Genomic DNA, 22981 nt, shown 5'->3' on the forward strand with positions numbered 1-22981 from the left:
CCCCCCCCCGCTCGCCTCCCGCAGCAGGAAATCGGCCCGGCCGAACCGGTGTCCGTTGACCTGGAGTTCCAGCGCGTGCGCCCCAGGGTGGTAGAGGCGCGTGCTGATCGGGCGGAAGGAGTGCCGCCGCTGCAGCTCGGCGCTCTCGCCCGGCGCGAGGCTGCGCTTGGCCAGCTTGAACACCTTCGGCGCCTGCCGGCCGTTGGCCTTGAGGTAGTGGATGACGTAGTCCACGGCGAGTACCACCGGCTCACCCGAGGCGTTGCGGATCAGCGCGCTGAACACCAGTTCGCCGCCCACCTGGATCTCCCGCACCGCCACCTCGGGCCCGCTGACGCTCAGCGCGTCCCGCTCCCCGCGAAAGCCGACCAGCGCCAGCGCCGCCGGGTCGCCCTGCTTCACCAGGGTGCGCATGGCGTGCCGCACCAGCGCCGGGGTGGTGGCGGCCGGGTCCCGCTGCCAGCGCCGCGCGGTCGCCACCGCCAGCGCCGGGTCCAGCCGGGAGACGTCGTTGAGATGGTTCGCCACCGAGCGCCGTACGACCTCGGAGGGATCCCGGTACAGCAGGTCCAGGACCGGGCCCGTCAGTCCCGGGTCGCGATTGATGCCGGGCACCTGCCGGGCCCACGGCAGCCTGGGCCGGGTGCCCTCGCTGGCCAGCCGCCGCACCGAAGGGTCCGGATCGCCGGCCCAGGTCCGTACCGTCGCCAGCGTGCGGGCCAGATCGGCATCGAGGAAGGTGCGCAGCGCGAACTCGCCGGTCAGCCGCGAGGTCAGCGCCGCCAGCAGGCGCAGGCCGTCCTCGAAGTCGCCGGGCCGGTCCGAGCCGGTGGCGGCGGTGGCGACCGCCTCCGTCACCGGCCAGATCATCCAGCCGGTCAGCTCGGGCCGCTCCAGCGCGGCGCGGACCGCCGCGGCCAGTTCGTCGTAGCCGCCGGGGAGGCCGGCGAGCAGGGCGTCGGCGACCGTGCGGGCCCGCTGCCCCAGCGCCAGCGGGCCCAGCGCCTCGCTGCTCGCCGCGACCGCGCGCCACCGGGCGCGCGGCGGGGCGGCCTCCTCCAGGATCTCGGCGAGCCGGCGAACGCACGCGGCGCTGATCAGTTCTTCCGCTGTGGGCACGCTTCCTCCGCCGCTCCGCTTCCCGCCCGGTTCCCCCGGCGCGGGGATGCCAGTATCCCGGCCGGACCGCGCGGCACGAAAAGGGCCCCCCATGACGCGTTCACACAACCCGCCGGTCATGACGGCGGTTACACGTTTCCCGGTGATTTACTCCGAAGTCCGCGTACTGCGGGAAGGCCCCCTTTTCGTCCTCGGTCACGCAGCGGAGGAACAGGTCATGCCGTATATGAAGGTCGGTCAGGAGAATTCCGCCGGAATCGAGGTCTACTACGAGGACCACGGCACCGGCCGGCCCGTCGTGATGATTCACGGCTATCCGCTGGACGGTCACTCCTGGGAGAAGCAGGAACTCGCGCTGCTGCGCGGCGGATACCGGGTCATCACCTATGACCGGCGCGGCTTCGGCGCGTCCGGCCGGCCCAGCGCCGGCTACGACTACGACACGCTCGCCGCCGACCTGGACATCCTGCTCACCGCGCTCGACCTGCGCAATGTGGCGCTGGTCGGCTTCTCGATGGGCACCGGCGAGGTCGTGCGGTATCTGGCCCGTTACGGCTCGGCGCGGGTCAGCCGGGCCGTACTGATCGGCCCGCTGGGGCCCTTTCTGCTCAAGACCGCGGACAACACCGAGGGGGTCGACGAAGCCGTCTTCGACGAGATGGCGCGGGCCTGCGCCGACGACCGGCCCGCGTTCATGAAGGCCTTCATCGACGATCTCTACAACTTCGACCTCCTGCGGGGGACCCGGATCAGCGAGCAGGCCCGGCAGGCGAGCTGGAACGTCGCGGTGTCCGCGTCCGCCACGGCGTCGGTGGAGTGCATCCGGACCTGGCTCACCGACTTCCGCGCCGACCTGCCCAGGATCAATGTGCCCACCCTCGTGATCCAGGGCTCGGCGGACCGGGTGCTGCCGCCCGAGGCCAGCGGCGACCGATTGGCGGGCCTGATCACCGATATGAGGCATGTCGTGGTCGACGGGGCCCCGCACGGGATCGGCTGGACCCACCCGGTCGAGTGCAACGCCGCGCTACTCGACTTCCTCCACCGGTGAGCGCGCTTCCGGCGGCCCGCGACGCGCCCCGCCGCCCGGGCGTCACGTGTCACCCGACGAGCGGCGCGGACCCCCGGTGAGGCGCGACCGGCCGTCCCCCTACCGGCTGACCCCCAATCTCTTCGGCGTCGGCTTCGGCGTCGCCGGTCTGGCCCAGGCGTGGGCGCTGGCCGAGGACACGGTGGACGCGCCGTCCTGGCCGGCCGACGTGCTGTGGATCTCGGCGGCCGTCATCTGGCTGGTGACGGTGGCCGCCTACCTGCGCAATGTGATCGGCCAGGGACGACTGCGCACCGAGCTGCCCGACGCCACCACCGGCCCCTTCACCTCGCTGGCCGTCATCGTCCCCATGCTCTTCGGCATCGCGCTGGCACCGCACGCCCGGGTGGCGGGCAGGACGGTCTTCGTGGTCTTCCTCGTACTCACCGTGCTGCTCGGCGGCTGGCTGACCGGCCTGTGGATCCGGGTGGACACCCGGCTCGACCAGTGGCATCCCGGCTACTTCCTGCCCACGGTGGCCGGCGGCCTGATCGCCGCCGAAGGCAGCGCCATGCTGGGCTTCACGACGCTGGCCCATGTGATGCTCGGCTACGGCGTCATCTGCTGGTTCGTCCTCGGCTCAATCCTGCTGGTACGCCTGTTCACCCAGCCCGCGCTGCCGCCACCGCTGCTGCCCACCATCGCCATCGAACTCGCGCCGCCCGTGGTGGCCGGCAACGCCTGGTTCGCCATCAACGGCGGCCGGCTCGACATCGTCGCCGCCTTCCTGGCCGGCTACGCCGTGCTGATGGTCCTGGTCCAGCTCACCCTGGTCACCACCTACCGGCGATCCCCCTTCGGCCCCGGCTACTGGGCCTTCGCCTTCTCCTACGCCTCGGCGTTCACCGACGGCGTCCACTGGCTGGGCATCGAGCACGTGCACGGCCTGGACTCCCTGACCTACGTCCTGCTGGCGCTGGCCACCGCCGCGCTGCTGGCACTTGCCTACCGCACAATCCTGGGTCTTGTTCGGGGTACCTTCCTGCCCCGGAGCGGCTGAGCATGGACAACGGCTCGCGGCTTCAACTACAAAAGAGGGCGCGGCAGGTCACCCACGGTGAAGAGTTCCCCAAGGGGCCGGCCGGGTGGGGGTGGGATGCTGTGAAAGCCTTGTCCGTCGGCGCACTCGCAGAACTGATGCAGGAATGCCTGCCGCACACCCGGACCCTGCCGGCGACCGGTGACGACCTGCTCGACTCCTCCTTCCGGGAACTCGGCTTCGACTCGCTGGCGATGGTGCAGTTCGCCGAGGCATTGCAGGACAAGCTGAAAGTCGTGATCTCCGATCCGGAGCTGGACCGTATCGCCACTCCGCGCGACGTCCTGGAATACGTCCACGGGCGTCCGCCACGGGATCGGGACGCCGACCGGTGACGGCCGCGGCGGACCCACCGGGGGAGCCGGGACGGGAGACGCTGGACGAGCTGACCGCTCTGCTGGCCGGCGGCCGGCCGGAGATGCGCGCCGAACTGGCCGCCTTCTTCGCCGGCCCGGAGTTCGACGACCCGGATCTCGGCGGCACGGATTTCGGCGGCACGGAGCCCTGCGGCACGGAGCCGGTCCGGACGGCCACCGCGACCGCGACCGCGCGGGCCTACGCGCGGCTGGAGACGGTGAACCGCTTCGTCCACCCGGCCCGCGAACTGCTCGGCGACCTCCACCGGTTGACCGCCCTGCACGAGTGGGCGGCCATCACCGACGGAACGCTCTTCGCGATCATGACCTCGCACTACAACCTGGTGCTGACCGGTCTGCTCCGGCAGGCCGCCCGCCACCCCGACCTCGACCCGGTGGTGGCGGAACTCGAGGACCTGCGCGCGGTGGGCGTCTTCATGGCGAGCGAGCTGGGCTACGGCAACAACCTCGTCGCCCTGGAGACCGAGGCCCGCTACGACCCGGAGACACGCGAATTCGTCCTGCACACCCCCCGCCCCCGAGCGCGCAAGTACATGCCCAACACCACGCTCAACGGCGTCCCCAAACTCGCCGTCGTGCTGGCCCGGACCTTCGTCGGCGACCGGGAGTGCGGCATCATGCCCTTCCTGGTGCGGCTGACCGACGGCCACCGGGCCGCCCCGGGCGTGCGGATCGTGCCGCTGCCGCCCAAACCGGTGCTCGCGCTCGACAACGCGGTCACCACCTTCGACCGGGTACGGGTCGGCCTGGACGCCCTGCTCGCCGACGAGCGCGACCGGATCGCCGCGGACGGCACCCTCGACGGCCTGCTCCGGGACAAGATCGCCCGCTTCCTCGGCTCGATCGAGAACATCGAGGGCAGCAAGATCTGCCTGACGGCCGGCTCGCTGGCGATGTCCCGGGCCGCGCTGACCATCGCCGTACGGTACGCCGGGCAGCGCCGCACCTTCGCACCCGGCCGCGGCCAGGTCGTCCTGGCCGACTACCGCACCCACCACACGGCGCTGATCGAACAGCTGGCCGCCACCTACGCGATGGGCTTCCTCTTCGACGACACCCGCGACGCCATGGCCCGGCTGCGCGCGAGCGGGCTGCCGATGGACGAGGCCACCATCCGGCAGGCCGCCATCAGCAAGGCGCTGACCTCCTGGAACACCCGCCGGGTGCTGGAGGTGTGCCGGGAACGCTGCGGCGCCCAGGGGCTGTTCTCGGTGAACCGGATCATGGACTACGTGGTCGTGAACCACGGCGTGATCACCGCCGAGGGCGACAACGAGGTCATCATGATCAAGGCCGGCCGCCAGCTCCTGGACGAGCCGGACGCCGTCCTGGCCGGCGCCGACCCCGAAGCCGGCCCGGCGGCGGACGGCGAAACGGACCCCGAAACGGCTCCCGGAAGGGACCCCGCCACGGACCCCGCAGCAGATCCCGCGGCCGGCCCCGGTGTCCCGGCCGCCGGAACCGGCCGGTGGTGGCTGCGGCTGCTCGGCCGGCGGGCGCTCGGCATGCGGCAGGACATCCTGGCCGCACTGCGGACCGGGGAACACTCCGGCGGCTCGGTGTTCGAGACCTGGAACGGCCAGGTGGAGCAGGTACGGCAGCTGGCCGAGACCTGCGGCCGCCGCTCGGCCGCCGCGGCGCTCTTCGCCGCCGCCGAGCGGGCCGCCGACCCCACCGCCCGCGGCGTCCTGGAAGACCTCGCCGAGGTGTACACCCTGCGGTGCGTCGAGGAGACGATCGGCTGGTTCGTCGGCCATGGAATGCTCGGCCCGAAGGAGGCCACCGGCCTGGAGCTGCGCCGGGTCCGGCTGCACAGCGCGCTGGCCGGCCGGCTGCCGCTGCTCACCGCGGCCTTCGCGATCCCGGACGCCGTGCTGCGCAGCCCGCTGGCCTCGGACGACTACCTCCAGGCGTACGAGGACCGGCTGACCACCGATACTCCCGGGACTGCCGCTGATCCCGCCGGTCCCGAACCCCGGCCGGCCGCCACGGCAGCCCCGCTCGCCGCGAGGGCCGGCCGATGAGCCCGGCACCCGAGACCCTGCCCGCCGTACTGGACGAGGCGGCCCGCCGGTCCGGCAGCCGGCGGCTGGTCTTCCCCGAGGCCGGCCAGAGCTGTACCGTCGCCGAACTCGCCCACCGGTCCGCCCTGTTCGCCGATGTGCTGCTCACCCACGAGGTCGGCCGCGACGAAGTGGTGGGCCTGCTCGCGGAGCCCGGCGCCGCCTTCTTCACCGCCTTCTTCGGCGTGCTGCGCCACGGCGCCGCCGCCACCGCGATGCCCGCGCTCACCGGGCTCGGCAGCGCGCGGGCCCAGGCCGAACGGCTCGCCCCGCTGGTGGACACCACCCGGATGCGCCACTTGGTCGTCGCCCCCGAACTCGCCGCCTGCGCCGAGCACTTGACGCGACTGCGCCCCACGCTGCGGCTGATCCCGATGGACGCCGCCGGGACCGTCGCCAGGACCGGCGACCCCGACCCGTCCGCGCTCGCCATCGTGCAGTTCACCTCCGGCAGCACCAGCGCTCCCCGGGGCGTCACCCTCACCCACAGCGCCGCCGTGCACGGGGTCGAAGCGCTCGCCCGCGCCTGCGAGGTCACCGGGCAGGACGTCTGGGTCAACTGGCTGCCGCACTACCACGACTTCGGGCTCGTCACCGACCTCGTCCAGCTCTTCCACGGCGGCGACCTGCACATCCTTAGCCCGCTCACCCTGATCCGGCGGCCCCGCGCCTTCCTGGAGTACGTCGCCGCCAGCGGCGGCACCTGCCTGGCCGGCCCCGACTTCTGCTACCAGAGGATGGCCGAGGTCGCCGACCCCGACTGGATCTCCACCCTCGACCTGTCCCGGCTCCGGCTGTGCCTGAACGGCGCCGAACCGGTCCGGCCCGAGACGCTGGAGCGGTTCGCGCGGGCGGTGGAAGCCGCCGGCGCCCCGCCGAACGTCCTGTGCCCGGGCTACGGCCTCGCCGAGGCGACCCTGGTGGCGGCCCTGTCGGTGCCCGGCGCGCCACCGCGCATCGCGTACGTCCACCGGGAGCACCTGGCCGCCGGGCGCATCGAACGCGTCCTGCCCGGCGACCGCGCCGCCAAGGCGGTGGTCTCGGCCGGCCGGCCGGTCGCCAGCGTGCGGACCCGCGTCATCGACAGCGACGGCAAGCCCTGCCCCGAGGGGGCGCTGGGCGAGATCCAGCTGATGGGCCGCTCGCTCACCACCGCCTACCTGCACGACGAGGCGGTGACCGCCGCCTCCTTCGACGGGCCCTGGCTGCGCACCGGAGACCTGGGCTTCCTGCTCGACGGCCATCTCTTCATCGCCGGCCGCTCCAAGGAGATGATCATCGTCAGGGGGGTCAACTACTTCCCCGAGGACGCCGAAGCCGTCGCCAAGGCCGTCCCCGGCGTGCACCGCGAGCGCTGTGTGGCCTTCGCGATGCGTCCCACCGATCCCGACGAGCACCTGATGCTGGTCGCCGAGTCGGAGTCCGAGGACCCCGCCGAACACACGCGGCTGGCCGGGGAGATAGCCGCCCGGATCTCCGGGCACCTCGGCCTGGCGGCGGTACGGGTCCATATCGTGCCGCCGCGCTGGCTGCCCAAGACCACCAGCGGCAAGTGGCGGCGCGGCGCCGCCCGTGACCGGCTGCTCGCCGAAGCGCCGCCCGCCAGGGGACGGTGAGCCGGCCGTGGTCCGTACCGTGGTCGAGCGGGTCAGGAGCAACCCCACCCAGTTCGGCGAGGTGGAGATCCACCCCCGCACCCTGCTGTCCCTCGCCGTCGACGGCTGGTCCGCCTGGCTGGAGGAGCATCTGGTGCCGGTCGGTGAGCTGATGGGCCGCTACGGCACCGGTTTCCCGCTCGCCACCGCGGAGCTGCGTTTCCTGCGCCCCTTCACCTTCCTGAGCGCCAACTCCTTCACCCGCGAGACGTCCGTCGTCTTCCGCCGGCCCCGCGACCTCAGCGTCACCTGCGACACCGTCTTCCGGCACCACGGCGAGGACGGCGAGGACGGCGAGGACGGCGAGGACGGCGAGGACTTCGCCGAGGTGCGGCTGACCGCCACCGTGTCCCGCTTCACCCCCGGCACCCTGTGCGCCGCCGCGCTCGGCGCCCCGCCCGCCGAACTCCTCGCCCGGCTCGGCCCCGACGAGCGCGGCGCCGACCGCCGGCACTCCGTACTCGCCGACCACGTCGCCCGGCTCGAAGCCACCGCCGAGCGGCTCACACCCGACCACCACCGGACCGTCACCGCCCACCGGCACCTGTGCGAACCGGGCGACCAGTGGACCTTCGTCCCCGTCCCCGACCTGCTGGCCGAAGCCAGGGAGGCGCTGCTGCTCGCCGAGGAGGCCACCGCCCCGCACCTGCTGGGCAGCCTGGCGCTGGGCCACCACCGGCTGACCTTCGACCTGCACCGGCCTCTCGGCCTGCTGGACAGCGCCCGCCTCACCACCACCGCCTACCAGGACGGCGCGGGCCTCGCCTTCGTCCACCGCGTCACCTCGGCCCGCGGCGAGCCGCACGCCCTCGCGCTGGAGACCTTGCGGCCCTCCCCGGCCGGGGAGCCCCCGCGCGGCGCCGGGAATCCGGCGGAATCGGCGACCATGACACCGGGAGGACCGCCATGATGATCGTCTGCGCCGGCTCGCTGCTGCGCTACGTGGGCTACCGGCGCCGGCTCCACTACCCCGGCGCCGGCACCGTGCGGGAGGCGCTGACCGCCCTCACCGAGCAGCATCCCGTCCTGACGCCCCTGCTGCTCACCCCCGAGGGGGAGTTGCGCCCCTCGCACCGCCTCATCCTGGGCGACAGCCTCCTCGGCCCCGCCGAACTCGACACCCCTGTCGGCCCCGAGGACCGGCTGGAGATCCTCACCTCGATCTCCGGCGGCTGACGGTCCGTTCGCCGCGGGGTGTGTGCGCGGCCCGCGCAGGGGCACGCGCACGGCATGGCCGTTCTCAGGAAATTCGCCCGCCCCATGCTCGCCACCATGTTCGTCAGCGGCGGCTACGCGACGCTCCGGCACCCCGAGGCGGCCGGACCGGCCGCGAAGCCGGTCGCGCTGTCCATCGCCGGGCGGATCAAGAAGCTGCCCGACGACCCGCGGCAACTGGTGCGGATCAACAGCGCCGTCCAACTCGGCGCCGGAACCCTGCTCGCCCTCGGGCGCTTCCCCCGAGGAGCCGCGCTCGCCCTGGCCGCCACGCTGGTGCCCTCCACGCTGGCCGGCCACCCCTACTGGACGATCGAGGACCCGGAGGAGCGGGCCCGGCAGCGCGTCCACTTCGTCAAGAACCTCTCCCTGCTGGGCGGCCTGCTGCTCGCCGCCGCCGACACCCACGGCAAGCCCTCGCTGGCCTACCGCACCCGGCGCGGCACCCGGCACGCGACGGACGCGACCGCCGACCGGGTGCACGCCGCGTGGGACGGCCTGCACACGACCGCCGACAACCTCACCGGCAGCGTCACCGGCGGTGTGCGGGACCACCTGGACAGCGTGACCGGCAGCGTCCGGGACCACCTGCCCATCGGGTAGCGGAGGCGGGCGGCGGCCGCCCGCCGCTGCTCACCGGCGACGGCGATCTTTGCAAGAGCGTCACAACTGCCCCGCAACCTCTCCCGAACCGGCTGTTAGCGTTTCGCGCTGCCCCGTGGCGGGTGAACGCGAACACGACTCCAGCTTTTCCCCGTGGCGCAGCCGGCACAGAAAGACCGCGAATGGACTACTGCTTCACCTGCCGTCGCACGCTGAACGGGGCCCTGGTGTGCCCCGGGTGCGGTGCCTACGCCCCCGACATAGACCCGCGGGGCGCCATCGCGCGGGCCAGGGCGGCGCGGCGGTCGGGCCGCCCGGAGCGGGCCGCCGGGACCGGGGACGCCGAGGAGTCCGCGCCGCCGGACGCGCCGGATGCCCTGGAGCCGGCGCAGGCGAGCGGCGCCGGTTCTCCACCCGCCGTACCGGCACCCGTATCCGTACCCGTATCCGCGCCCGGTGAGATACCGGCGGACGTGACGGACCCGGAACCGGCTGATGCCGCGGAACCGGCGGATGTCGCGGAAGCTCCCGAGGCCGCCGAATCGTCCGGCGCCTCCGACGAAACCGCCGAACCGATCTCCCCCGCCGGGGATTTTGCCCCCGACCCCGATCCAGATCCCGACCCCCAGCCTGACGCCCCCGGCCCCCGCGACAGCCGAGCCGGGAGCCTGCCGCGGACCGAACGCCGGAAGAAGAACCGCAGGCGGGCCGCCGTCGCGGCGGCCGTCGCCTTCATCGGTGGCGGACTGACGGTCGCGGCCGTGTCGGCGGGTTCGCCGGACAGTCCGGCCGAGGTGTCCGCCCCGGACCGGCCGCCCTCCACTCCGCCCCCGACCTCGGCGGCCGGCCTGCCGTCCCCGTCCGTCCCCGGTACGGCGGCCCCCACTTCCCGTACGGCGCCGCCGCCCGCCGGCTCCCGCTCCCCGAGCGCCGCCGGACCGCACCGGGCGGTGTCCCGGTCGACCGCCCCCGCCACCGGCTCGGCGGTGGGCGGCCCCGTCGTCCCGACCCGGTCCGACCGCCCGGTCCCGCCGCCCGTCACCACGACGGGCGGCAGCCCCACGGCCTCGCCGGTGAGCACGCCGCCCGCCTCGCCGACCACGCCGCCGCCCACGCACCACGTGTGCGTCCTGTCCATCTGCCTGCACTGACCGGCCGGCCCGGCGCCGCCGCCCGCCGTGCGGCTCAGCCCCGGGGATAACCGATCTGCTCGATGTCCCGCGCCAGATCGTCCAGGGTGAGGTCCGGATTCAGCGCGGCCACCACCTCGGGCGTCAGCGGGCCCAGCGCGTGGACGTGCCGGATCGCCGCGAGATCGACCGGCACTTCGTAGTAGTCCTCGGCGAACCGCTGGAAGGCCTCGGCCGAGCGGTCCGCGAGCAGTTGGAACAAGTAGTCGGCTCCGTCCGGGTCACCGGTGCTGACCTCGGGGAACTCGATCGTCCCGGCGCGCCAGGCGTCGTCGCGCACCGTACGCCACAGGCAGGCGGTCACGACCGGCATGCCGTCCTCGTCCGAGAAGGCCGGCTCCTCCACACAGGACCGGAACACCTCGGGCACCTCGTCCAGCACGCCGGGCCACGGGCCGTCCTCCACATAGGGGCTCATGGCCGACTCGTGGGCGAAGCCGCGGACGTACGCCCCGGCGGGGGAGAAGACGATCGAGTACTCGTCGCCCGAGCCGTTGCTCATCGACGCCATCTCCTCCGTCTCCGACCAGTCGGAGGCGAACGAGTGGTAGCGGTCCTCCCACTCCGGGCTGAGGATCGCCTCCAGCATCGCCAGGGACCGGCAGTGGTCGCGGAGGACGGCGATCTCGGGCAGCTGCCGAGCTATGTCATGAACGGTCACACCCTCATCCAACCGCATGGCCCCGGGAGCCGGGGAATCCCGGCCGGCCGGCCGTCATGGCCGGCCGGCCGGCCGGTGGGGCAGGGTGCGCCGGATCGGGGGCAGCGGTCAGTGCGCCCGGACGATGTTCTCCGCCTGGGGTCCCTTCTGGCCCTGGGCCACGTCGAAGGTCACGGCCTCACCCTCCAGGAGTTCCCGGTAGCCGGTGCCGGATATCTGGGAGTAGTGCGCGAAGACGTCGGGGCCACCTTCCTGGGCGATGAACCCGTAACCCTTCTCGGAGTTGAACCACTTCACCGTGCCACTGGCCACTGTCTGTCCCTCTGGTCCGCTGTCGGGAGCCGCTGTTCCGCGGCCCCGGGGGATCCGCCGACGGATTGCCCCCCGGCTACGTACCCCGCCGCGGCGCGGACCATGCAGCGTCAACCCGGCCTGGATCAGGCTGTCTTGGGGACCCGCGCGGGACGTGCGGCCTTGGCCTCGATACCGGCCCCGATCGGCCTGGCCAGACCCGCGATCCCCTCGTCGAGCCGCTGGAGGTGGCGCAGCACGCGGAAGGTGACCGAGCCCGAGCGCAGCGCCGCGGACCCGGAGCCCTCCAGCATGGACGCGATGCTGGGGCCGGTCCGGATCGGCTCCGACGACGTCCCGTCCTCGATCCGGCCGATCAGCACGTCGATGTTGTACGCGATGCGCCGGCCGACCGCCTCCAGCCGGGGGTCGGCGGCCACGCTCCGGCTGTACGGCACCAGTTCGGCCGTCGCGGCCAGCGCGCGGGCGTGGTAGGCGCAGGTCTCCAGCAGCGCCACCAGATAGCGCACCGTGCGCCGCCGGACCCGCAGCGGGGTGATCGGGTAGGTCAGCGGGCTCGTCGAGCGGCGCAGCTCCTCCAGCGCGGAGTCCAGCTCGCGCGCCTGGTCCAGCAGGTCGGCGGCCGGGGCCCCGCTGAGCTGCGCGACCGCAGCGGTGGCCACCTCCCGCAGCCGGGTCAGGGCGGTGACCAGCTGCTCGTCGCTGTGCTCGTCGGTGCTGACCGGCAGGACGAACAGCGCCGCGATGATGCCGCAGGCCGCGCCCAGCGCCGTCTCCTCCACCCGCAGCAGCAGCACGGACAGGCTGTAGGTGTGCAGCAGCGTGTAGAGCAGGCCGAGCATCGCGGTGACGAAGAAGGAGCTCAGGGCGTAGGACAGCGCGGCGGTGAAGAACATCCCGAAGATCAGCAGCAGCACCAGCACGAACGCCGTGAAGGTGTGCTTGCCGACCACGCCGGCCAGGCCCACCCCCGCGACCACGCCGGCCACCGTGCCGATCAGCCGGCGGTAGCCCCTGACCAGGATCTCGCCCCTGGAGGAGGTGTTGAGGAAGACGACCCAGCAGGTCAGCACCGCCCAGTACCAGCGCTGCGAGGACAGGAACTCGCCGCCCACGATGGCGAGTACGGAGCCGGCCGACACCTGGACGGCGGCCCGGGTGGTCCGGCGGTCCAGGCCGGTGCGCTCCGCCGCCGTCACCTCGCCGGCCAGCGCCACGTCCTCCGCCTCGAACTCCTCGCGGGAGCGGGCCGCCTCCGGGGTGTCGTCGGACTCGTCCCCCGGCCCGGCCAGCGCCAGCCGCAGTCCCAGCGCGGCGCGGGTGGCCTCGCCGATGCCCCGGAAGGCCTCCTGGACGGCGGGCGGGGCGGACGGCAGATTCTCCTCGTCACGGTAGCCGAGCAGCCGGTTGCGGACCTGCGCGCTACCGGGGCTGGGGCCGTCCTCGCCGAGCCGCGCCACCAGCAGGTGCAGGGCCCGCAGTTCGCGGTCCAGGGTGCTGACCGTCCGGTCCTCCTCGCCGGTGCGCCGCGCGGGTGCCGGAAGTGTCGCCCGCGGCAGGTGCAGCACGATGGTGTCGGCGCGCTCGGCGCTGCGGGCGTTGAGCGTCAGCTCGCTGAGCCGCTCGGCGGCGATCTCGGCGTCCGCGATCCGCCGCTGGAGCTGCGCCGCGGTCGCCTCGTCGGTGCTGCCCTCGTCCAGCCGCTCCTGGATCATCAGCGCGGTGGCGTGCAGCCGCGCGGTGTCCTTGCGCAGGTCCGCCACCGCGTTCTCCAACCGGTCCGGCGCGGCCTCCAGGAGGTCCACCTGGGTCGCGATGAGCTGGGCGGTGCGGGCCCTGAAGGCCTGCCGGAGGCGCCGCAGGGTGCGTTCGGGCGTCTCGGGGAAGATCGCGAAGCGCACCAGGGCACTGCCCGCGAAGGCGATGGTCAGCGCCAGCCAGAGCGAGGGCAGGTCGGACGTCCCGGCGCGGACGAACAGCGACAGGAAGTAGATCTGGAAGCCGATCAGCCCGATCGCGCCGCCCCGGTCGCCGAAGCGGCGCAGATAGGCGGCCCCGAAGATCAGCAGGACGAAGAAGATGTCGCCCACGACGATATGGGGATTGAGCACGGTCCCCAGCGCCACGGTCACCAGCGCGGTGGGCAGGCAGAGCGCCAGCGTGATCGCCTGGTCGCGCACCCGCTGGTCCCGGATGCCGACGGTGGACACCGTCGCCGCCAGCGCGCCGGCCACGAGTTGGGCCACCGCGAAGTGGAGCAGCCCGAGCACTCCCAGCGCCAGGCCGATCGAGCCGACCGTCCGCAGCCCGGCCATCAGCCGCAGCAGCCCGGGGTCGGAGGCCGAGTAGCGGTCCCAGATACCGGTGCGTGCCCTCCGCGCCCTCCGTGCCTTCGTCATCGCGCTGTCGTGTTCCCCTGCCAGGATCGGAGCATGCCCAGCATCGCACGGCCACGCCGGTGACCGGTGTGCGCCCGTACGGCGCGGCGGATGTGACGGGGCGACGCCTCGCACCGGCCGCGGGGCCGCTGCCTTCCGCCGTACGGCCGCGGTCACATGGGGTCGAGGGGCACGGCCAGCGCGATCGTCCCGCGCATGTCGAGCCAGGCGGTGCCGGGGGATCTGACCAGCCGCAGCACGACCCCGTCGCACCGCGGACAGCGCGCCACCAGGGCCGGCGCCCGGCCGTAGACCCGCAGGCCGGCCACCGGCCCCGAGGCGTCGCAGTGCGCGCAGCGGGAGACCGCCGCGGTCACATCCACCGCGAAGATCTCCGCGAGCGGTCCGGCCAGCGCGTTGCCGTCCTGGTAGTTCTCCCGGTAGCCGTGCTCCACCGCCGCGTCCATGGGGTCCATGTCATCCTCCGCTGGGGCCGAAACGCTCGGTACGGATACGGTCCGGGTCGTGGCCGAGCGACACCAGCGAGGTGGCCACCGACTCCACGAAGCCGGTCGGCCCGCAGACGTAGCAGGTCGGCCCGATGTCGGCCGGCCATCCCCACCGCGCCAGGTCCGAAGCGGCCAGCCGCCCGGCCGGCCGGTCCCAGCCGGGCGGCACGGCGCGCGTGTAGACGTAGCCCGTGTCCAGCCCGGGCGCGCCGCGGTCCAGCTCGGGCCCGTACAGCCGGTCGGCGGGGTCGCGCAGCGAGTACACCAGGCGGAACGGCACCCGGCTGCCGAGCATGGCGCGCACCCGGACCATCGACATCAGCGGCACCAGCCCCGAGCCGCCCGCGACCAGCAGTAGCGGCTCCGTCTGCTCGGGGCGCCAGACGAACCAGCCGCCGACCGGCCCGCGGATCTCCACCGCGTCGCCGACCGCCAGGCCGTCGATGAGATAGGGGGACACCTCACCGTCGCGGACCCGCTGGACGGTGAGTTCGAGGCGGTCGCCGCCCGGCGCGGAGGCCACCGAGTAGCTGCGCTGGGTGCTGTAGCCGTCCTCCGCCGTCAGTCGCACGTCGACGTGCTGGCCGGGCAGATGACCGGCCCAGCCGGGGACGTCGAAGACCAGCGTCCAGGCGGTCGCCGACTCGGCGCGCCGCTCCACCAGCGCGGCGGCCTGCCAGCGCAGCCGAGCCCCTAGGGGGTGTCGTTCGGATCTCCGCGGCGTCGCGGTGCCCGGCACGCGCGCCTGCTGCGTTCTCGTCGGTCGACGACGCTCCGCGTCGCCTCCCTCCTCCGCCTTGCATTCGCGCGCACCGGACACCGCTCCTCCATCCACGGAGATCCAAACGACACCCCCTAATCGCCCTGGTACCGCTGCTCGCGCCATGGGTCTCCGTAGTCGTGGTAGCCGGCGGTCTCCCAGAAGCCCGGCTGGTCGTGCGGCATGAGTTCGATCCCGTGCACCCATTTCGCGGACTTCCACAGATACAGGTGCGGTACCAGCAGCCGGGCGGGGCCGCCGTGCTCGGGAGGAAGGTCCTGGCCGTCGTAGCGGTGCGCTATCCAGGCCTTGCCGTCCAGCAGGTCCGCCAGCGGCATGTTGGTGGTGTAGCCGCCGTAGGAGTGGACGAGGGCGTAGTCGGCGGCGGTCTCCACATCGTCCAGCAGCACGTCGAGCGAGACGCCCTCCCAGTGCGTGCCGAACTTGGACCATTTGGTGACGCAGTGCAGATCGACCGTCGGCCGCTCGGCGGGCAGTGCCATCAGCCGCGCCCAGTCCCAGCTGTGCCGGGTCCCGTCCTCGGTGGTGATGGTGAATTCCCAGTCGTCCCGGTTCACCCGGGGCGTGGGTCCGGCCGAGAGCACCGGGAAATCGAAGGTCTCGTACTGGCCCGGCGGGAGCTTCCGTCCCGACTCGGGCCGCCTGCCGTGGAAACCGCGCGAAATGATGGGCATGTCGCGCCGTCCTTTCCTCGGATGCTCGTGGCGGGCCGACCTCGCCGCACCGCCTCGCCGTTCCCCAGCATGCGCGCCGGTCGCCGCCCGGGCCACCGCACGCCCCCGGGACCCGCCCGGCCGCGGGCGGGGCGGTCAGCCGCGCCGGTCCAGCAGGTCGGCGAGGGACGTCTGCCCGGGATCCACCTCACTGGCGTAGTCGGTGCTGCGGCTGACCGCCGCCCAGGCCGCGGTCTCGTCCTGGCGCACCTGCCCGGCGGCCAGCGCGATGTCGACGGCGTCGCTGCCCAGCGGGAGCCGGCGCGGCGGTGCGTCCAGGCCGGCGACCTTCACCAGCAGCCGCGCGGCGCGGGCCGGGTCGCCGGGCTGCTGGCCGGCGCTGTCGGCGCGGTACTGGTGCATCCGGCCCACCGTGGTGGCGTAGTCCTCCGTGGTGCCAGCGATCGCCATCGACGAGCCCGCCCAGTCGGTACGGAAACCGCCCGGCTCCACGATGACGACCTTGATGCCCAGCGGCGCGGTCTCGGCCGCCAGCACCTCGGAGAAGCCTTCGACGCCGAACTTCGAGGTCTGGTAGGGCGCCAGGCCCGGGGTGGCGCCCACCCGGCCGCCGATCGAGGAGAACTGCAGGAACAGCCCGGAGCGCTGCCGGTGGAAGACCGGCAGCGCGGCCTTGGTGACGTTGATGACGCCGAACAGATTGGTCTCGATCTGGGCCCGGAACTCCGCCAGCGAGGTGTGCTCGATCGCCGCGCTGTTGGCGTAGCCGGCGTTGTTGGCCACGACGTCCAGGCCGCCGAACTCCGTCTCCGCGGTGCGGACCGCCGCGACCGCCGCCTCGGCGTCGGTGATGTCGAGGGCCACCGTACGGACGCGGCCGCCGTAACGCTCGGTGAACTCCGACAACTGCTCCGGACGGCGTGCGGTCGCCACCAGGCGGTCGCCGTTCTCCAGTACGGCGCGGGCCAGCTCGCGGCCCAGGCCGCGCGAGGCGCCGGTGATCAGCCATGTCCTGGTCATTTCATTGCCTTCCCTCGCGTACTCCCGCCCCGGTCCGGGGCTTGTCCGCCGATGGGCGGAGGAGGGCCTCCCTTTTATCGGAGGCATGCCTCCAGTATAGCGGAGGGGTGCCTCCGGTCAATGAGTGCCGCCTGGCGGGTCAGGACGCGGCGGGGTGGGTGCCGGTCAGGGCGGGCGGATAGCGCAGGCCGTCCAGGGCCACTCCCGCGACGAAGTCGATCTGGCCCGGGCCGCCGGGGAAGTCCAGCAGCGCGATACCGCTCAGCAGGCGCAGCACATCGTCGATGTCCACGTCGGCGCGCGCCTCGCCGGCGTCCTGCGCCCGGCGCAGCAGCGGCTCGCCGACGGCGTAGATGGCCGTCCGGCAGGCCAGCACGATCGGGGACTCGCGGGCCATCTCCTCGGTGAAGGCCCGCTTGTTCGTGATGAACGCGACGAAATTCCGCAGCCACCCGTCCAGCGCGTCCCAGGGGCCGAGTTCCCGTACCCGCGCGGCCGAGGCACACAGCACCTCGACCTCGTGGACGTAGACGGCGTCGAAGAGGATCTGCCGGTTGGGGAAGTTGCGGTACAGCGTGCCGATGCCGACGCCGGCCCGGCGGGCGATCTCCTCCAGCGGGGCCTTGGAGCCGAATTCCGCGAAGGCGTCGCGGGCGGCCTCCAGCAGCGCGTCGTAGTTGCGCCGCGCGTCCGCCCGCAGCGGCCTGTCCGGCGGCGCGGGAAGCGAAAACGTCATGCGGGGTCCTCCTCGGGTCCGGCCGGTCTCGCCGCGGTCCGGGTGATCGGAGGAGGGGCTCCGCCTACCCGGAGCGGTGCCTCCACTTTAGCGCGCGGGCCGGTGGCGGGCGGGCGTACCGGACCGGGGCGGCGAAGTATGCACATAGCCTGTCATCACCGGTATGTGCGTGGCAGGATGACCGGTCCACGACATGTCAGGGGGCATGGTGGACATCATCGACGTGAAAGGCGCCTCGGGGCGGATCGTCTTCGACGGCGAGCAGGTGACGATCTTCCGCGGCGGCCTGCTGGGGCGCCCGGCGTCCGAGGCGGCGCCGCACCGGCTGCATATCTCGGAGATCGTCGCGGTGGGCTGGCGCCCGGCCGGACTGACCAGGGGATTCATCCGCTTCGAGACCGAGCGGGGCCGCGGTCTGGCCCGCTTCGGCCGCGACGCGGCACGGGAGGCGGCCCAGGAGGGCACCGTCACCTTCCGGGCCAGGCAGCAGCCGGGCTTCGCCGAACTCAAGGTCGCGGTCGAACGCGCGGTCGCCGCCGGCCGCGGCGACTCCCCACCCGCGGACACCGCCGCGACCACGACCGAGGAGATCGCCCGCCTCTCCCACCTGGTCCAGTCCGGCGCGATCACCCAGGAGGAGTTCCGCCAGGCCAAGAGCCGCCTGCTCGGCGGGGGCTAGCGGGGCCGGTCCCCCGGGGCCAGGGGCTTGCGCGGGGCGCGGACCGGCTCCGGTCGTCACAGCGGGACCGACCCCGTAACCCGGACGCGGGCCCGGCCTCGGGCTTCGGCGCCAGTCGGGCGCCCAGGTCCGGGCTTCGGGCCCGGCCCTGGGCGGATCCGGGCGGCCGGCTCTTCGGCCGCTGCTGCCCGTCGTGGGCCGGGGCGCAGGCGGCGGGGAGCCGGCCCGGGCCCGGGGCGTCGGAGCGTTCCCCGGCGGGCGCCGCCCAGCGGGCCCCGGGCGCCGGTCTCAGCGGGCGCTGCCGGTTACCGGGGTGAGCAAGCGGTTCTCGGTCACCACCGAGAGGGAGAGGGTGCGGTAGCCCACCGTCGAGAAGAGCACCGTGAGCTTGCCGTCGTCCTCGCTCATCACCTCGCCCTCGCCCCACTGGCGGTGCTCGACGCGTACACCCGGCCGGTAGGGGTGGCGGGCGGACGGGATCGGTGCCGGGGGCGCCGGTACGGGAGCGGCCGTGCCGGAGCCGGAGCCGGAGCGCCGGCCCGGGAGGCAGGCGTCGCACGCCCCGCACGGGACACCGACCTCCTCGCCGAAGTAGCCGAGGAGGAAGCGGCGCCGGCATCCGGTCGTCTCGGCGTAGCCCCGCATCATGTCGACGCGCGAGCGCTCCAGCAGCCGGTGGTTCCCGGCGATGCGCAGCGCCTCCTCGACCGTGTCCGCCTCGTCGCGCCCCGGTTCGGCCCAGGCGCTCCCGGCCGGGCCGGTCCTGATCGCGCCGGTCTGCTCCAGCAGGTTGAGCGCGGCCGACAGCCGGGTCGGGGACAGCTCGCACCGCGTCCGGAGGTCCGCGGCGGTGACCGGATCCGACCCGCCCCGGATCTCCCGCGCCACCGCGGCCAGCGTGTCGGCGTCGGTGCCGCCGGCGGCGAAGAAGCGCTGGAGCCCGAGGTCCTGCGAGCGGTAGGCGAGGACCGCCCGGGCCGGCGCCCCGTCCCGCCCGGCGCGGCCGACCTCCTGGTAGTACGCGTCGAGCGAACCGGGCACGGACGCGTGCAGGACGAACCGGACGTCCGCCTTGTCGATGCCCATGCCGAACGCCGACGTCGCCACCACCACATCGAGTTCGCCGGCCATGAAGCGGTCGTGCACCTCCGCGCGCTCACCGGCCCGCAGCCCCGCGTGATACGCGGCCGCCGCCAGCTTCAGCTCCGACAGCTCGGCCGCGTAGGCCTCCGCGTCGCGCCGGGTGGCGGCGTAGACGATGCCCGGTTTCGGCTCGGCCGCCGCCCGCTCCACCACGAACCGCCGCTTGTCCGCGTCGTCCTGGAAGGCCACCACGCCCAGCTCGATATTGGGCCGGTCGAACCCGGCCACGATCTCCTTGGTGTCGCGCATGCCGAGCCGCTCCACGATGTCCTTGCGGACCGGCGCGGCGGCGTTCGCGGTCAGCGCCAGCACCGGCGGCCGTCCCAGCCGTTCCACGGCGTGCCGCAACCGCAGGTACTCCGGGCGGAAGTCATGGCCCCAGGACGACACGCAGTGCGCCTCGTCCACCACGAACAGGGCCGGCCGCAGCGCCGCCAGCTGCTCCACCACCTCGTCCTTGGCGAGCTGTTCGGGCGCGAGGAAGACGAAGTCGATCTCCCCGGCGCTGAGCCGCTCCCACGCCAGCTCGTTGTCGGACCGCCGCTGTACGGAGTTGACGGCCGCGGCCCTGCCCCCACCGCGCTCCACCAGGCCGCGCACCTGGTCGCGTTGCAGCGCCACCAGCGGTGAGACCACCACCGTCGGCCCCTTCAGCAGCGCCCCCGGCACCTGGTAGATCGCCGACTTGCCCGCGCCGGTCGGCATCACCGCGATGACGTCCTGCCCCTTCAGTACGGCCTTCATCGCCGCCAGTTGGGCCGGCCGCAGCCGCTGCCAGCCGTAGACCAGCCGGGCGGTGCGGCGCAGCCGACGGGAAGCAAGTCCGAACATGGGTCTCCTCAAGGGACGTTCGAGGCGTCTGTCGGGCTGCGGATACCCCGGTACCGGCCGGCTACCGCCCGCCGTCCCCATGGGTTCTACGTTTCGGGGGACTCCCGCGGCTCCCCGGCCCGGTGCGCACGCGGGGTCTCCCGCCAGGAGGGCGCCGCCCCCCGCCAGCTCAGGGCCAGCGCCGCGCCGACCAGCAGGGCCGGGGCGGCGGGGGCGGCCTCCCTGGCCCGCGTGACCAGCAGGCCGCCGAGCGCGGCACCGAGCGGCAGCATCGCGATCACCAGCGCGGTCCGGGCGCGGAAGGCACCGGTCCTCGCCAACTCGCTGAGCACGCCGGTGATGGCGCCGGTCAGATACGTGGTCGACGTGCCCGGCGGGGCGCCCACCTGGACGGTGCCGCTCTGGCAGCCCATCGCCACCGCTGCCGCCGCCAGCAGTACCAGCCGTCCGGTGCCGCCGGGGCGGCCGTCCAGCGCCGCCCAGGCGGCCGTGATGCCGCACAGGATCAGCAGCTCCGCGGCCAGCGCGCCCCGGACGCCCGCCCACCGGGAGCCGCCCTCCGTCGCGGCGAGCCGGCCACCGATCGGCACTCCGGCGGCGAATCCGGCGATCGCCACCGCCGCGTGCCCGGCCAGCGCGGCGCGGCCACCGCCGGCGGCGAGGCCGAGCAACCCCAGATTGGCCGTCATCACACTGGTGAACACCCCGCCGAGAGCCATGAAGCCGATGGCGTTGACGGCGCCGGTGGCCAGGGTCAGCAGCAGCAACGAGGCGGAGGCGGTCGACCGGAGCGGCATAACGGCCAACGTCTCACCCGGCCCGCCCACCCGCACCGCGACGGGCCGGGGGCACGGGCAGGCGATGGGGTGAGGCCGCGGGGGGAGGGCCGGCCGCGGCCGGCCCTCCCGAACCTCCTACCGGCCGGGCGGCCGCCCGCTTCGGCTCAGGCGCTCCCGCCGTCGAAGCGGGTCGCGCCCCCTCGGCTCTCCTCGCCGTCGAAGCGGGTCGCGCCGCCGCGGGTCTCCTCGCTGTCGGCCGGGACGAACTTCCGCAGCCGGGGGCGCTCTGGGGGCGGCTCGGGCCCGAGTTCGGCGACGCCCTCGACCTCCCCGTCGGTCCCGGTCAGCGGTGCCTTGGGCCGCGCGTTTCCGACGCCCGGGGCGCCGGACGCCTCGTCGGCCGGGGGAGTGAGGCCGTAGTGCAGATACAGCTCCTGCTCCTGGTCCAGGGTGAGGTGCTGATCGGCGTTGATCCTGGGCGCGGCGGCGACCTCTTCGAGCGTGTACGCCACCCGGAGCACGCCGTCCTCGTCGTATCCGGCGCCCCGGAGGGGGACGAATGTGTCCTCGGCGCCGTGCGGCTGCCCCCGCACCGCCACCCACTCCGGGTGGCGGTCCTTCAGGACGTCCACGTAGACCTTCGCCACGCTGGCGATCAGCCGGCCGTCGCGGTCGTGCACGGGCGTGTGCTTCAAGGCGTCCGGGTCCTGGAAGAGGTCTTCGGCCATGGGGACGACTCCTTTGCGAAGGTTCGGACACGCCGCCTACCCGGGCCGGCGTGCCCCAGTCCACCGGCGGCCCGGGCCGGCCCCGGCCGCGCGGCGGTGACCGCACCGGCCCTGCCATGGTCCGGTCACCTCGCGGATTCCGCAGCACGAGCCCGACGGAGCCCGACAAGGCCGGACGAGGTCCGCCGAAGCCGCCGAGGTCCGCGGAGCCCGCCCCCCGCGACCCCGTGCGGGAGGGCCCGGGGCCCCGGCGGCCTGGTGGCCCGTCAGGCCAGCGGGAGCGCGGCGGCCAGTTCGCGCCATTCCTTGTGCGGCAGGCCCCCCTCCGCGCTCAGCGCCTGGATCGCCACATGGTCGGCGCCCGCCTCGTGGAAGGCGTCGACCCGGGCCCGGATCGCGTCCGCGTCACCCACCGCGTACAGCGCCTCGACCAGCCGGTCGCTGCCGCCGCCGGACAGGTCGTGCTTGGTGAAGCCGCGCCGCAGCCAGTTGCTGGTGTAGTTGGGCAGCTTGAGGTAGTAGTCGAGCGCGCCCCGCGCGGTCGCCATACCCCTGGTCCGGTCGGAGTCGAGCACCACGCCCAGCTCCGGGGCCAGCAAGGCGTCCGGACCCAGCTCGGCCCGGGCCTGGGCGACATGCTCGGCCGTCACCAGATACGGATGCGCGCCGGCGGCCTGTTCGGCCGCCAGTTTCAGCATCTTCGGACCGAGCGCGGCCAGCACCCGCTGGTGCACGGGCACCGGCGTCGGGGCCGTGTCCAGCTCCTCGAGGTACGACACCATCTTCGAATACGGCCGGGTGTATCCGGGTGTGCTCGACGGGTGGCTGGCGCCGAGCCCGAGCACGAACCGGTCGCCGTGGCGCAGCTCCAGATCCGCCACCGTCCGCGCCACCGAGGCCGCGTCCTGCTCCCAGATGCTGAGGATCCCGGTCGCGACGGTGATCCGCCCGGTGGCCTCCAGGACCGGCCCGGTCTGGTCGAGCGATGGCGAGGCGCCCACCCAGATGGTGCCGTAACCGAGCTCCTCGAGCTCCGCGGCGGCCTCCCGGGCCGCCGTGTCACCCCTGCTCAGCGCACCCGACCAGATACCGACACGGCCGAAGCGCTTATGTGTTTCACGAGTCATGTATGCCGCAACCGGGCGCTGTCCGCGCTCTATTCCGGTGTTGGGCCGGATGGGTGGTCGTCCCGCCGGATTCACTCCGATGGCCTCTTTTTGTTATCCGCCGTCCGAACTTCCGTCCCGGAGCCGGGCGCTCGCTGTACAGGAGCACCGCCCGACCGGCATACTCAACGATCGGCCATCAGGCCGTAGCACTTCCACTTCGGCGGCGAGGCTCTCGCAGGCCAGGGGGGCCCGAGCCTCGCGTACCGCGTGTGTCCTCATCCGCTCCGCCT

The 22981-nt window shown here is 73.7% G+C and carries 23 protein-coding genes; 10 read left to right on the top strand and 13 right to left on the bottom strand.

What is annotated here, in order from left to right; genetic code table 11:
- Nucleotides 1-1119 (bottom strand): DNA alkylation repair protein (locus ACFO3J_RS06895; RefSeq protein WP_386427152.1); only part of this gene is annotated, 1119 nt, incomplete at its 3' end.
- A gap of 217 nt (nt 1120-1336) precedes the next feature.
- Here ACFO3J_RS06895 and ACFO3J_RS06900 point away from each other — a divergent pair.
- The 9 genes from ACFO3J_RS06900 (at nt 1337) to ACFO3J_RS06940 (ending at nt 10312) form a co-directional block, all read left to right on the top strand.
- Entirely contained in the window at nt 1337-2170 is an 834-nt protein-coding gene (locus ACFO3J_RS06900; protein ID WP_386427154.1) for an alpha/beta fold hydrolase, read from the top strand.
- A gap of 76 nt (nt 2171-2246) precedes the next feature.
- A complete protein-coding gene (locus tag ACFO3J_RS06905) occupies nt 2247-3209 on the top strand; it encodes an SLAC1 family transporter (protein WP_386427156.1) in 963 nt (320 codons plus the stop codon).
- 101 nt (nt 3210-3310) lie between these two features.
- The gene (locus tag ACFO3J_RS06910) at nt 3311-3583 is read left to right on the top strand and encodes an acyl carrier protein (protein WP_386427158.1); all 273 of its coding nucleotides are present in this window, start codon (nt 3311-3313) and stop codon (nt 3581-3583) included.
- Complete coding sequence (locus ACFO3J_RS06915; RefSeq protein ID WP_386427160.1) at nt 3580-5649, top strand: acyl-CoA dehydrogenase family protein; 2070 nt, start codon at nt 3580-3582, stop codon at nt 5647-5649. Before ACFO3J_RS06910 ends, ACFO3J_RS06915 begins: the two co-directional genes overlap by 4 nt.
- Nucleotides 5646-7304, top strand: a complete 1659-nt coding sequence (locus ACFO3J_RS06920; RefSeq protein ID WP_386427162.1) for an AMP-binding protein — start codon at nt 5646-5648, stop codon at nt 7302-7304. The genes ACFO3J_RS06915 and ACFO3J_RS06920 overlap by 4 nt, the downstream gene beginning before the upstream one ends.
- Before the next feature lie 7 nt (nt 7305-7311).
- Nucleotides 7312-8253, top strand: a complete 942-nt coding sequence (locus tag ACFO3J_RS06925; RefSeq protein ID WP_386427164.1) for a hypothetical protein — start codon at nt 7312-7314, stop codon at nt 8251-8253.
- Nucleotides 8250-8519, top strand: coding sequence for a MoaD/ThiS family protein (locus tag ACFO3J_RS06930; protein WP_386427166.1), 270 nt, complete (start codon nt 8250-8252; stop codon nt 8517-8519). Before ACFO3J_RS06925 ends, ACFO3J_RS06930 begins: the two co-directional genes overlap by 4 nt.
- Before the next feature lie 54 nt (nt 8520-8573).
- Nucleotides 8574-9161, top strand: coding sequence for a DoxX family membrane protein (locus tag ACFO3J_RS06935; RefSeq protein ID WP_386427168.1), 588 nt, complete (start codon nt 8574-8576; stop codon nt 9159-9161).
- 182 nt (nt 9162-9343) lie between these two features.
- Entirely contained in the window at nt 9344-10312 is a 969-nt protein-coding gene (locus tag ACFO3J_RS06940; RefSeq protein ID WP_386427170.1) for an SCO2400 family protein, read from the top strand.
- A gap of 34 nt (nt 10313-10346) precedes the next feature.
- Here ACFO3J_RS06940 and ACFO3J_RS06945 read toward each other — a convergent pair whose 3' ends face one another.
- The 8 genes from ACFO3J_RS06945 to ACFO3J_RS06980 form a co-directional block, all read right to left on the bottom strand.
- Nucleotides 10347-11012 (bottom strand): hypothetical protein, encoded by a 666-nt coding sequence (locus ACFO3J_RS06945; RefSeq protein ID WP_386427172.1) that lies wholly within the window; start codon nt 11010-11012, stop codon nt 10347-10349.
- Nucleotides 11013-11120: 108 nt separating this feature from the next.
- A complete protein-coding gene (locus ACFO3J_RS06950) occupies nt 11121-11324 on the bottom strand; it encodes a cold-shock protein (protein WP_386427174.1) in 204 nt (67 codons plus the stop codon).
- Between the two features lie 125 nt (nt 11325-11449).
- Entirely contained in the window at nt 11450-13723 is a 2274-nt protein-coding gene (locus tag ACFO3J_RS06955; protein ID WP_386427176.1) for an FUSC family protein, read from the bottom strand.
- Between the two features lie 152 nt (nt 13724-13875).
- Nucleotides 13876-14178: a DUF6510 family protein gene (locus ACFO3J_RS06960; RefSeq protein ID WP_386427178.1), complete on the bottom strand. Its 303-nt coding sequence runs from the start codon at nt 14176-14178 to the stop codon at nt 13876-13878.
- Nucleotide 14179: 1 nt separating this feature from the next.
- On the bottom strand, nt 14180-14950 hold the full coding sequence (locus ACFO3J_RS06965; protein ID WP_386427180.1) for a ferredoxin reductase: 771 nt from the start codon (nt 14948-14950) through the stop codon (nt 14180-14182).
- A gap of 116 nt (nt 14951-15066) precedes the next feature.
- The gene (locus ACFO3J_RS06970) at nt 15067-15666 is read right to left on the bottom strand and encodes a sulfite oxidase-like oxidoreductase (RefSeq protein WP_386427182.1); all 600 of its coding nucleotides are present in this window, start codon (nt 15664-15666) and stop codon (nt 15067-15069) included.
- A 135-nt stretch (nt 15667-15801) separates the two neighbouring features.
- Nucleotides 15802-16686, bottom strand: coding sequence for an oxidoreductase (locus tag ACFO3J_RS06975; protein WP_386427184.1), 885 nt, complete (start codon nt 16684-16686; stop codon nt 15802-15804).
- A gap of 139 nt (nt 16687-16825) precedes the next feature.
- Nucleotides 16826-17422 carry a TetR/AcrR family transcriptional regulator gene (locus tag ACFO3J_RS06980; RefSeq protein ID WP_386427186.1) on the bottom strand — a complete coding sequence of 199 codons (597 nt, stop codon included), beginning with the start codon at nt 17420-17422 and terminating at the stop codon, nt 16826-16828.
- A gap of 193 nt (nt 17423-17615) precedes the next feature.
- On the opposite strand from ACFO3J_RS06980, the gene ACFO3J_RS06985 reads away from it, so the two are divergent.
- Nucleotides 17616-18101, top strand: coding sequence for a DUF4429 domain-containing protein (locus tag ACFO3J_RS06985; protein ID WP_386427188.1), 486 nt, complete (start codon nt 17616-17618; stop codon nt 18099-18101).
- Between the two features lie 288 nt (nt 18102-18389).
- Here the strand turns inward: ACFO3J_RS06985 and ACFO3J_RS06990 are convergent, their stop codons facing one another.
- The 4 genes from ACFO3J_RS06990 to ACFO3J_RS07005 form a co-directional block, all read right to left on the bottom strand.
- Nucleotides 18390-20075 (bottom strand): RecQ family ATP-dependent DNA helicase, encoded by a 1686-nt coding sequence (locus tag ACFO3J_RS06990; protein ID WP_386427190.1) that lies wholly within the window; start codon nt 20073-20075, stop codon nt 18390-18392.
- An 86-nt stretch (nt 20076-20161) separates the two neighbouring features.
- Nucleotides 20162-20872 (bottom strand): DUF1275 family protein, encoded by a 711-nt coding sequence (locus ACFO3J_RS06995; protein WP_386427192.1) that lies wholly within the window; start codon nt 20870-20872, stop codon nt 20162-20164.
- A 146-nt stretch (nt 20873-21018) separates the two neighbouring features.
- Nucleotides 21019-21582 carry a hypothetical protein gene (locus ACFO3J_RS07000; protein WP_386427194.1) on the bottom strand — a complete coding sequence of 188 codons (564 nt, stop codon included), beginning with the start codon at nt 21580-21582 and terminating at the stop codon, nt 21019-21021.
- 266 nt (nt 21583-21848) lie between these two features.
- The gene (locus tag ACFO3J_RS07005; RefSeq protein WP_386427196.1) at nt 21849-22709 is read right to left on the bottom strand and encodes an LLM class F420-dependent oxidoreductase; all 861 of its coding nucleotides are present in this window, start codon (nt 22707-22709) and stop codon (nt 21849-21851) included.
- Nucleotides 22710-22981 lie beyond the last annotated feature (272 nt).

The sequence above is a fragment of the Streptomyces polygonati genome, from assembly GCF_042650325.1.
Taxonomy (GTDB): Bacteria; Actinomycetota; Actinomycetes; order Streptomycetales; family Streptomycetaceae; genus Actinacidiphila; species Actinacidiphila polygonati.

Coding starts and splice junctions, on each gene's coding strand:
- ACFO3J_RS06900 (WP_386427154.1), top strand. CDS start 1,337: ATGCCGTATATGAAGGTCGGTCAGGAGAATTCCGCCGGAATCGAGGTC.
- ACFO3J_RS06920 (WP_386427162.1), top strand. CDS start 5,646: ATGAGCCCGGCACCCGAGACCCTGCCCGCCGTACTGGACGAGGCGGCC.
- ACFO3J_RS06930 (WP_386427166.1), top strand. CDS start 8,250: ATGATGATCGTCTGCGCCGGCTCGCTGCTGCGCTACGTGGGCTACCGG.
- ACFO3J_RS06935 (WP_386427168.1), top strand. CDS start 8,574: ATGGCCGTTCTCAGGAAATTCGCCCGCCCCATGCTCGCCACCATGTTC.
- ACFO3J_RS06940 (WP_386427170.1), top strand. CDS start 9,344: ATGGACTACTGCTTCACCTGCCGTCGCACGCTGAACGGGGCCCTGGTG.
- ACFO3J_RS06955 (WP_386427176.1), bottom strand. CDS start 13,723: ATGACGAAGGCACGGAGGGCGCGGAGGGCACGCACCGGTATCTGGGAC.
- ACFO3J_RS06960 (WP_386427178.1), bottom strand. CDS start 14,178: ATGGACCCCATGGACGCGGCGGTGGAGCACGGCTACCGGGAGAACTAC.
- ACFO3J_RS06970 (WP_386427182.1), bottom strand. CDS start 15,666: ATGCCCATCATTTCGCGCGGTTTCCACGGCAGGCGGCCCGAGTCGGGA.
- ACFO3J_RS06975 (WP_386427184.1), bottom strand. CDS start 16,686: ATGACCAGGACATGGCTGATCACCGGCGCCTCGCGCGGCCTGGGCCGC.
- ACFO3J_RS06980 (WP_386427186.1), bottom strand. CDS start 17,422: ATGACGTTTTCGCTTCCCGCGCCGCCGGACAGGCCGCTGCGGGCGGAC.
- ACFO3J_RS06985 (WP_386427188.1), top strand. CDS start 17,616: ATGTCAGGGGGCATGGTGGACATCATCGACGTGAAAGGCGCCTCGGGG.
- ACFO3J_RS06990 (WP_386427190.1), bottom strand. CDS start 20,075: ATGTTCGGACTTGCTTCCCGTCGGCTGCGCCGCACCGCCCGGCTGGTC.
- ACFO3J_RS06995 (WP_386427192.1), bottom strand. CDS start 20,872: ATGCCGCTCCGGTCGACCGCCTCCGCCTCGTTGCTGCTGCTGACCCTG.
- ACFO3J_RS07000 (WP_386427194.1), bottom strand. CDS start 21,582: ATGGCCGAAGACCTCTTCCAGGACCCGGACGCCTTGAAGCACACGCCC.
- ACFO3J_RS07005 (WP_386427196.1), bottom strand. CDS start 22,709: ATGACTCGTGAAACACATAAGCGCTTCGGCCGTGTCGGTATCTGGTCG.